Here is a 9,073-nt window from a genome sequence, read left to right as displayed (position 1 = left end):
ATACTAAAATGATACACTATAATCTACGTTATTTTTGAAATGAATAGAGGGATTTGTGTGATAGATAAAATTAAAAATGCTGTAGAGGATATGTACGAAGATGAGGCTAAAGATTTACTTCAAAGTATTCTCATACAGTTAAACTTATTAGAAGAAAACTACAGTGAAGATACAATTAAAAATTTGATGGATATTCCGAAACAATTAACGAGTAATCCTACTTATAAAAGGAATGTAAAAGAAAGTACGCACGTACATATTGCTTTTGATGATTCAACGGCTGGTTGCTTAAAATATATGTTAAGTCAAGAAGAATTATTTGAAGAGAGTGTTGTTGCTTTTTCGGAATTCTTTTCAATTGGACCGATATATAGGTTGCATACGAATGAGGGGCAACTAGCAAGACAGAAGTGGTTAATAAATAACTTAACTGCTTATGATAGTTATTTTGAAGAAGAATATTTATCAAGATTTATAGCAACTATAGAAGAACTACATACTATTCCTGTTGAAACGCCTATTACAATTTGGAAGGCTGATAATGCACATGAACATGTAGGCCTAAGTTTTGTAATGGCACAATTAAAGGATAAGAAAAACATTCGAGTTATTAATACGTCTGAAGCAAGTAGAGAAATATTAAAACAAGAGTATGATATTCGTGGAACGGGAGAATTACCACCTGAAAGTTTAGCTCTATTCCAAAAAAGTTTTATAAAGCTACCTTATTTAACTGAAGAGAAGCGCATGAAGTTTGAAAATGAGTGGGATAGATTATCGGAAAGCATAGAATGTTTAAGAGTTTGGAAAGAAAATGAAGTGCATTCTGTACAGGAAGATTATTTTGATCAATTTATAATTGAATGCGCGAAAAGTGTGGGTGCTGATCGAGAGTTCCTTAAAGCTCCTAGAGTAATTGGTGAAGCACTTGGTCTTGTTGAACAGTTAGTTGGAGATACTTTCTTAGAATATCGCTTGAAACAATTAATTAAACAAGAAGTATTTGAATTTGAAGGTTCGTTAGATGAAATGCGTTTTTATAGTGTGAAGTTAAGGAAATAATAAACACATTCTATTTTTGAAAGGCTCGTATTTTTAATAATACGAGCTTTTTAAGTTGAATTTGGGCTATACATAAGCTTCCCAGAGAGGGCATATCACATATGAATGGTAAAGGTAATGAATGAAAAGAAGGTGATTTGTTAATATGTATAACCAACAAAATTATCCATATGATCAAGCGATGTATTATAATCCACATGACTACGGGTATGAACCTACAAATGAAGTGAGAGATATTGAACAAGAAGATTACAGACCAGATGATGCAGAAGATGCTCCAACGTCACCACCTCCGTCACAAGCGCCGTCGTTACCGTCTACATTTGCTTCTCCAGCACAACCAGGTAATATGAAATCATGGATGTGTAACTGTCTAGGAAGATGGGGCTATTTACGTTTACATCGTCCTGGTCCTTTCGGAAGAGATTTATGGTTCTTCCCGACTGAAGTGAGAAGAAATGGAGTGTCAGGTTACACGTGGCAAGGTGGTCGTCGTCGTAAAGTAAGTTATCGCTATCAACAAATTAGTAATTTTATGTGCTTCGCATAAAGAGAAGTGGGAGAGTGAAACGATTTTACTCTCTCACTTTTTTATTTTTCAATATACGAAGTAAGATTTTGATTAAAAATTTACAATTTTCACGTTTTTATTAGAGTATAATGCATATGTTGGGTTGATTTTCAAAAACAAATGAGAGTGAGGGAATACAATGTCAATGAAAAACAAAGTTGGGTTAAGCATAGAGGATGGCATTAATTTAGCTTCAGCTCAGTTTAAAGAAGATGCGTATGAAATTTATAAAGAATCGCGAAAAAAACAACCTATATTATTTGTAAACCAAGTTGAAATCGGTAAAGAATGGCTCATTACTAGATATGAAGATGCTCTGCCACTTTTAAAAGATAATCGTTTAAAAAAAGATTGGACAAATGTGTTTTCTCAAGATATAAAGAACATGTATCTTTCCGTTGATAATAGTGACCACTTAACAACGCATATGCTAAATTCAGATCCACCTAACCACAGTCGTTTACGATCTTTAGTTCAAAAAGCTTTTACACCGAAGATGATTGCACAATTAGACAAAAGAATTGAGAGAATAGCAGATGATTTGATAAGTGATATAGAGCGAAAAGGTACATTAAATCTTGTGGATGATTATTCATTTCCATTACCGATTATTGTAATAAGTGAGATGCTCGGTATTCCAAAAGAAGATCAAGCGAAATTTAGAATTTGGTCTCATGCTGTTATTGCATCACCAGAAACACCTGAAGAAATAAAAGAGACCGAAAAACAACTATCTGAGTTTATTACATATCTTCAATATTTAGTTGATATTAAACGAAAAGAGCCAAAAGAAGACTTAGTGAGTGCTTTAATACTTGCAGAGAGTGAAGGGCATAAACTTAGCGCTCGGGAACTATATTCAATGATAATGCTATTAATTGTAGCAGGACACGAGACGACAGTGAATTTAATTACAAATACGGTATTAGCACTTCTTGAAAATCCAAATCAATTACAGTTATTAAAAGATAATCCAAAACTAATTGATTCGGCTATTGAGGAAGGATTGCGTTATTATTCTCCAGTTGAGGTTACAACTGCAAGATGGGCAGCGGAACCTTTTCAAATTCACGACCGAACAATCGAAAAAGGAGATATGGTTGTCATTGCCTTAGCTTCTGCAAATCGTGATGAAACTGTATTTGAAAACCCAGAAGTATTCGATATTACTCGGGAAAATAATCGTCATATTGCCTTTGGTCATGGTAGCCATTTCTGTTTAGGCGCTCCACTTGCGAGGTTAGAAGCAAAGATTGCTATTACTACTTTGTTTAATCGAATGCCTGAACTACAAATAAAAGGGAATCGTGAAGAAATTAAATGGCAAGGTAACTATTTAATGCGTTCTTTAGAGGAATTGCCTTTAACTTTCTAGAATAGTTAAAAGGAGACATGCATACATCGAAAATGATTTACATAGAGTATGTATGTGTTATTTAAATTCGAAACGGAAGGGTGAAAACATCCCAATGATCAACTAATTCTATTTGTAAGAGATCTTCGTTAAAAAACGAAATATTCTTCTGAATAGGGTTAGTCTGTACATTTATAGAAAAGGGATGTATTTCGCTCTGCGAATATATAGTCTTTTTATATGATTTGTGCTGCCTCCTGTTCAGAACATGAAATAGGAGGCTTTTTTATGTCGACAAATGTAGTAACGAAACAAAACAATGGGGTATCACAAGTATTAAAAAATCGGTTTGTTCAAGGGATTTTAGCATCAGCATTATTTTTACAAATAGGAATATGGGTTCGAAACTTTGCGGTATTACTATATGTAATGGAAATGACAAAAGGTGATGCTTTTGCTATTTCGATGATTTCAGTTGCTGAATTCGCTCCAATTTTTATTTTTTCATTTATTGGCGGTACTTTTGCTGATAGGTGGAAGCCAAAGAAGACAATGATATGGTGTGAAACGTTAAGTTCCATTTCAGTATTCGCTGTATTAATTACGCTTATGTTTGGAACGTGGAAAATTGTGTTTTTTGTGACACTCATCTCTGCAATCCTTTCACAGTTTTCACAACCATCTGGAATGAAGTTGTTTAAACAACATTTATCAACGGAACAAATTCAATTAGCAATGTCTATATATCAAACGATATTTGCAATATTTATGGTATTAGGACCAATACTAGGGACATTTATCTTTCATAGTTTTGGAATTTATATTTCAATCATCATAACAGGTATTTCGTTTTTACTTGCGGCAGTTGTATTGTTATTCCTTCCGAAAGATCTTGAAAACGACGTAGAAAAGAAGGATATCACTCTGTTGCAGGAGATGAAGGATGGTATTAAGTATGTCAAAAAGAAAAAAGCATTAACTTTGCTAGGGCTTTGTTTTATGGCTGCAGGACTAGGTATAGGATTAATTCAGCCATTAGGTATATTTATTGTGACTGAGCAGTTAGGATTATCAAAAGAGAGTTTACAGTGGCTACTAACAGTAAATGGTGCGGGAATGATTGTTGGCGGAGCATTAGCAATGGTATTTGCGAAAAACGTTGCTCCGCAAAAGATGTTAATTATCGGTATGCTTGGTCAAGCAATTGGTATTGGCATTATAGGATATTCTACAAATTTATGGGTGACACTTACAGCGCAGCTTTTTAGTGGTTTAGCTCTTCCTTGTATCCAAATTGGTATTAATACGCTTATTATTCAAAATAGCGATACCGATTTTATAGGTCGTGTAAATGGTATTTTAAGTCCGCTTTTTACCGGTTCAATGGTAGTAACGATGAGTATAGCTGGCTCATTAAAAGAGATGTTTTCATTAAGTATGATGTATGAAGGGACGGCTTTACTTTTTATAATTGGATTATTGTTTATTTTACCTATATACAATTTAAAGCCAGTAATAGCGGTAGAAAGTGAAATAAGTGGTAAAGGAAGTGCTATACAAAATGAATCCTAATCCAAATGTTAAATACCCTATTGAAGGCAATCAAAACGTTCAATTTATAAAAAATATAATAACAAAACCTAATATACTTGTTGGTGACTATTCTTATTATGATGCGAAAGATGGAGAAACATTTGAAGATCGAGTATTACATCATTATGAATTTCTTGGAGATCGCCTTACTATTGGAAAGTTTTGTTGTATTGCATCTGGAGTTAACTTTATTATGAACGGAGCCAATCATCGGATGGATGGATTTTCGGCATATCCATTTAATATATTTGGAAATGGGTGGGAGAAGTATACACCTAGTTTGTCTGATTTACCTTATAAAGGTGATACAGTTATAGGAAATGACGTTTGGATTGGTATGGATACAACAATTATGCCCGGAATAAAAATAGGGGATGGTGCAATCATTGCAGCTAAATCTGTTGTGACTAGAGACGTCGCACCATATACAATTGTTGGTGGAAACCCTGCAAATAAAATAAAAGAGAGATTTTCAAATGAAATAATTCAAGAATTATTGCAAATTCAATGGTGGCATTTTGATATTGAAAAAATAACTGGAAATATTGATGCTATTGTACGCGGAGATATTGAACCATTAAGAAAGCTAAAAAGGGAATGAAAAATGGATGACAAATAGTATCATACCTCCGAATTTTGTTAATGATAATAGAACAAGGAGGTGTGATACTATGGCACAAGACGTTTTATGTGAAGTAAACAACTGTAAATTTTGGGCGAACGGTAATAAATGTAGTGCAGAGGCAATTTACGTAGTAAGTCATAAAGGTAAACATGCATCTACAACGGAAGAAACAGATTGCAAAACATTTGATCCAGAAGTGTAAATTCTTTAAGGGTAGCCAAATCGTGGTTGCCCTTTTATTAATGATAGTATTGATAATAAATATCATTTTCATTCATTAATTTTAGCTTTTTTTGTTATTTTTTCATATTTTCTTCATAAGTGATGTAATCCAACTCAATTCATGTTCAATTCGTGATTTACTAAATTCAATGACTTCAGTAATAAAGGCTGAGGTAACCTCTAGAGACTGAATAGCGGTAAGTTGACTATGTAGTACGTTTTGACGTACAGTCAAAATCTCTTTTCTAGCTTCATATTCAAGTTTTTCAAATAGCGCGATACGAACAAGAAATTCTGCATTATTTGTCGCAAGTTTTTCGGGAAACTCTCGTAACATTTCAGAAAAAATTTCTTCTCCTGTTTCTGTTATATCGTACATATTTCGGTTTGGTTTTCCAACTTGTTTATGTATTTTTTTCGTTATAGCACCCATATTTTCAAAGCGCCGAAGGGCAGGGTAAAGCATGTTGTGATTTAATTCAAAATTCTCACCTAAACGATTTTGAACATTTTTTTTGATTTCATATCCATGTTTTGGTCCGGTCGTTAATTCTGCTAGTAGTAAAATATCAACGTACATAAAAATCCCCCTTATATATTTCTCAAGTTCTCTAATGAAAAATCCCCTTTAGTATATGTTAAAATAACATATGATAGTTTATACAACTTTGAACTGCCGACCTATCACTTTTATTGTAAAAGAAAAGGGAGGAAAGAACTATGGCTTCACCTGAAAATGTTATTTTAGTTCATGAAATTTCAAAGCTGAAAACAAAAGAAGAATTATGGAATCCATATGAATGGTATCGTTTGATGAGGGATAATCACCCAGTTCATTATGATGAAGAGCAGGATGTATGGAATGTTTTTTTATATGATGATGTAAATCGTGTTTTATCAGATTATCGCTTATTTTCAAGTAGAAGGGAGCGCAGACAATTCTCAATCCCTCCTTTAGAAACTAGAATAAATATAAACTCTACAGATCCACCAGAACATCGCAATGTACGTTCCATTGTTTCTAAGGCATTTACTCCAAGAAGTTTAGAACAGTGGAAACCTCGAATACAGGCTATCGCAGATGAACTTGTACAACATATCGAAAAATGTAGTGAAGTTAATATCGTTGAACAGTTTGCTGCACCTTTACCTGTTACCGTTATTTCTGATTTATTAGGAGTCCCAACAACAGATCGTAAAAAAATTAAAGAATGGTCTGATATTTTATTTATGCCGTATAGTAAAGAAAAGTTTAATGATCTGGATGCTGAGAAAGGGATAGCATTAAATGAATTCAAAGCATACCTTCTACCGATTGTTCAGGAAAAGAGATATCATTTAACCGATGATATCATTTCTGATTTAATTCGAGCTGAATATGAAGGCGAAAGATTAACCGATGAAGAAATTGTAACCTTTTCATTAGGTTTACTAGCAGCTGGGAATGAAACCACTACAAATTTAATTATTAATAGCTTTTATTGCTTTTTAGTAGATTCACCTGGAATTTATGAAGAGTTAAGAAAAGAACCTAACTTAATTTCAAAAGCGATTGAGGAAGTATTACGCTATCGCTTTCCTGTTACATTAGCCCGGAGGATTACAGAGGATACAAATATATTTGGTTCTTTAATGAAAAAGGATCAGATGATTGTTGCGTGGGTTAGTGCAGCGAATTTAGACGAGAAAAAATTTTCACAAGCCTCTCAATTTAATGTACATCGAACAGGAAATGAAAAGCATTTAACCTTTGGGAAAGGTCCTCACTTTTGCTTAGGAGCACCACTTGCACGTTTAGAGGCTGAGATTGCATTAACTACCTTTATAAATGCTTTTGAAAAAATAGAGCTATCTCCATCTTTCTGTTTAGAAAAATGTATATTGGAAAATGAACAAACATTAAAATACTTACCTATTCGATTGAAAGCTAAATAAAAATCTTAACAAGGTGCATACATTTGCATCTTGTTTTTTGTTTCTCAATTGTGAGTTTTCGGTAATCACCTTAATATGGAATTGTATAAAACGTAGAGGAGGATTCTTATGTTGACTTGTAATGGAAGTAAATCATTTCAAAAGTTTATTAAAGGTGTTACAGATCTTATGGAAAACGGTTTATTTGAAGAAGAAATAGTGTGTGGCATTGAAAAGTTACTAGAAGAACTTTTAGAAAAGAAAACATGGCTTCCGTTAGATAAACAGAAGGCCAATTTGACTCAATATGCACGACATTTATTGTATGAAGATCCGCTCAAACGTTTTGAAGTACTAGCTCTCGTATGGAAAGATGGACAATCTACACCTTTACATGATCATGACGGCACATGGGGAGTAGAAGGCGTTTTTTCAGGAAGGATTATGGTGCAGAACTTTATACAAACGAAACAACTTGGAAATTCACTTGTTTATTTAACACATACAGGAAATCTTTATTTGGGAGAAGGAGAAACAGATAAAGTAATTCCACCAGCGGATTGTCATATTCTTGAAATTAGCAAAAATGAAAGCGTTATTACGATTCATGTCTATGGAAAACGGTTAGAAAAGTTTAAAGTATATATACCAACTGAAGAAAAAAATGTGTACATGTGTGAGACAAAATACATTAGTTATAATTCATAGTTTAAAATCCAAAGCTTTTTTAAAAAGAAAAGCTTTGGATTTTATTTTTAATTATTTCTTGACCTGAAACGCTTTTCATAAATTATAAATAAGAAGTACCTCACGAGGATTGTATGAAAACGATACCTAATAATTAATTAGAACTCGTGTATTTATAGAAAGTGGTGAAGAAATAATGAAATTAATCGCAATTGATTTAGATGGAACTCTTCTTTCGGGGAATAAAATGATAAGTAAAGAAAATGCAGAAGCAATTCGAACATGTCAAGAAGCTGGCCATGTTGTAGCAATTTGTACAGGACGTTCAATTGTTGACATTGAGCGATTATTGTTAGAAGTTGATTTAGAGTGTCCAATCATTGCGGAAAATGGTGCTCTTATATATAAAGATAAAAAAATGATGAAGAGATATCCAATTCAAAATATGCAGGCACTTGAAATTGTAGAATATCTTGAAGAGAATGGTTTATATTATCAGCTCTATACTGATAAAGGTGTGTATGTACCGGATTATGGAGTAGAGAGTGTACGTAATGAAATTGAGCATGTGAAGAATTCAAAAGAAAATTTCGACTTGAAAGAGTTAGAAACAATCGCAGCATTATATCTTGAGCATACAGCGTTTCATAGTGCGGAAAGTTGTAAACCAATTGTAGAAACAGATATACATGTGCATAAACTATTACCATTTTCTTATGAAATTGAGAAATTAAAAAAACTCAAAGAAACATTTCTTCATAATACAGATTTAGCAATTACATCTTCATATTGGCACAATTTAGAGATTAATCATCGAGATGCTCAAAAAGGGAATGGATTATATACTTTAGCAGAACATCTTAATATTCCGGTTGAAAACACTGTAGCGATAGGTGATGGGCTAAACGATGTTTCTATGATGGAAAAAGCGAACATATCAATTGCAATGGGGAATGCAGTAGAAGAAATAAAAGCAATGTGTAAATACGAAACGTTATCAAATGAAGAACATGGTGTGGCACATGCTTTATATAAATATGTAATG

At 33.1% G+C, this 9,073-nt stretch carries 10 protein-coding genes; 9 read left to right on the top strand and 1 reads right to left on the bottom strand.

All coding sequences use genetic code 11. The features are described 5' to 3' along the window. Positions 1-57: 57 nt before the first annotated feature. The 6 genes from ABWK52_RS19405 (at position 58) to ABWK52_RS19380 (ending at position 5,407) form a co-directional block, all read left to right on the top strand. Positions 58-1,062, top strand: coding sequence for a DUF1835 domain-containing protein (locus tag ABWK52_RS19405; RefSeq protein ID WP_000565689.1), 1,005 nt, complete (start codon positions 58-60; stop codon positions 1,060-1,062). Positions 1,063-1,207: 145 nt separating this feature from the next. Continuing rightward, positions 1,208-1,612 carry a hypothetical protein gene (locus ABWK52_RS19400; protein WP_000282680.1) on the top strand — a complete coding sequence of 135 codons (405 nt, stop codon included), beginning with the start codon at positions 1,208-1,210 and terminating at the stop codon, positions 1,610-1,612. A 160-nt stretch (positions 1,613-1,772) separates the two neighbouring features. Further along, entirely contained in the window at positions 1,773-3,008 is a 1,236-nt protein-coding gene (locus ABWK52_RS19395) for a cytochrome P450 family protein (RefSeq protein ID WP_000062127.1), read from the top strand. A 267-nt stretch (positions 3,009-3,275) separates the two neighbouring features. Next, the gene (locus ABWK52_RS19390) at positions 3,276-4,559 is read left to right on the top strand and encodes an MFS transporter (RefSeq protein ID WP_000106395.1); all 1,284 of its coding nucleotides are present in this window, start codon (positions 3,276-3,278) and stop codon (positions 4,557-4,559) included. Further along, positions 4,549-5,181: a Vat family streptogramin A O-acetyltransferase gene (locus ABWK52_RS19385; RefSeq protein ID WP_001069249.1), complete on the top strand. Its 633-nt coding sequence runs from the start codon at positions 4,549-4,551 to the stop codon at positions 5,179-5,181. Before ABWK52_RS19390 ends, ABWK52_RS19385 begins: the two co-directional genes overlap by 11 nt. A 70-nt stretch (positions 5,182-5,251) precedes the next feature. Further along, complete coding sequence (locus ABWK52_RS19380; protein ID WP_000046095.1) at positions 5,252-5,407, top strand: DUF1540 domain-containing protein; 156 nt, start codon at positions 5,252-5,254, stop codon at positions 5,405-5,407. A 102-nt stretch (positions 5,408-5,509) separates the two neighbouring features. Here the strand turns inward: ABWK52_RS19380 and ABWK52_RS19375 are convergent, their stop codons facing one another. Further along, entirely contained in the window at positions 5,510-6,007 is a 498-nt protein-coding gene (locus ABWK52_RS19375) for a PadR family transcriptional regulator (RefSeq protein ID WP_000289122.1), read from the bottom strand. A gap of 140 nt (positions 6,008-6,147) precedes the next feature. Between ABWK52_RS19375 and ABWK52_RS19370 the strand changes: the two genes are divergently transcribed. The 3 genes from ABWK52_RS19370 to ABWK52_RS19360 all read left to right on the top strand — a co-directional run. After that, entirely contained in the window at positions 6,148-7,362 is a 1,215-nt protein-coding gene (locus ABWK52_RS19370) for a cytochrome P450 (RefSeq protein ID WP_000168014.1), read from the top strand. A gap of 108 nt (positions 7,363-7,470) precedes the next feature. After that, entirely contained in the window at positions 7,471-8,049 is a 579-nt protein-coding gene (locus ABWK52_RS19365) for a cysteine dioxygenase family protein (RefSeq protein WP_000954437.1), read from the top strand. A 175-nt stretch (positions 8,050-8,224) separates the two neighbouring features. Next, positions 8,225-9,073: Cof-type HAD-IIB family hydrolase (locus ABWK52_RS19360; protein WP_000766385.1), on the top strand; the 849-nt coding region annotated here is incomplete at its 3' end.

It is taken from the genome of Bacillus sp. AP50 (genome assembly GCF_040492675.1).
GTDB lineage: Bacteria > Bacillota > Bacilli > Bacillales > Bacillaceae_G > Bacillus_A > Bacillus_A cereus.
The sequence above is the reverse complement of the archived record's forward strand: the minus strand, read 5'-3'. Positions and strand labels throughout refer to the sequence as shown.

What these genes read in the sequence shown, in the direction of transcription:
- ABWK52_RS19400 (WP_000282680.1), top strand. Translation starts at nt 1,208, where the DNA reads ATGTATAACCAACAAAATTATCCATATGATCAAGCGATGTATTATAAT.
- ABWK52_RS19395 (WP_000062127.1), top strand. Translation starts at nt 1,773, where the DNA reads ATGTCAATGAAAAACAAAGTTGGGTTAAGCATAGAGGATGGCATTAAT.
- ABWK52_RS19390 (WP_000106395.1), top strand. Translation starts at nt 3,276, where the DNA reads ATGTCGACAAATGTAGTAACGAAACAAAACAATGGGGTATCACAAGTA.
- ABWK52_RS19385 (WP_001069249.1), top strand. Translation starts at nt 4,549, where the DNA reads ATGAATCCTAATCCAAATGTTAAATACCCTATTGAAGGCAATCAAAAC.
- ABWK52_RS19380 (WP_000046095.1), top strand. Translation starts at nt 5,252, where the DNA reads ATGGCACAAGACGTTTTATGTGAAGTAAACAACTGTAAATTTTGGGCG.
- ABWK52_RS19375 (WP_000289122.1), bottom strand. Translation starts at nt 6,007, where the DNA reads ATGTACGTTGATATTTTACTACTAGCAGAATTAACGACCGGACCAAAA.
- ABWK52_RS19370 (WP_000168014.1), top strand. Translation starts at nt 6,148, where the DNA reads ATGGCTTCACCTGAAAATGTTATTTTAGTTCATGAAATTTCAAAGCTG.
- ABWK52_RS19365 (WP_000954437.1), top strand. Translation starts at nt 7,471, where the DNA reads ATGTTGACTTGTAATGGAAGTAAATCATTTCAAAAGTTTATTAAAGGT.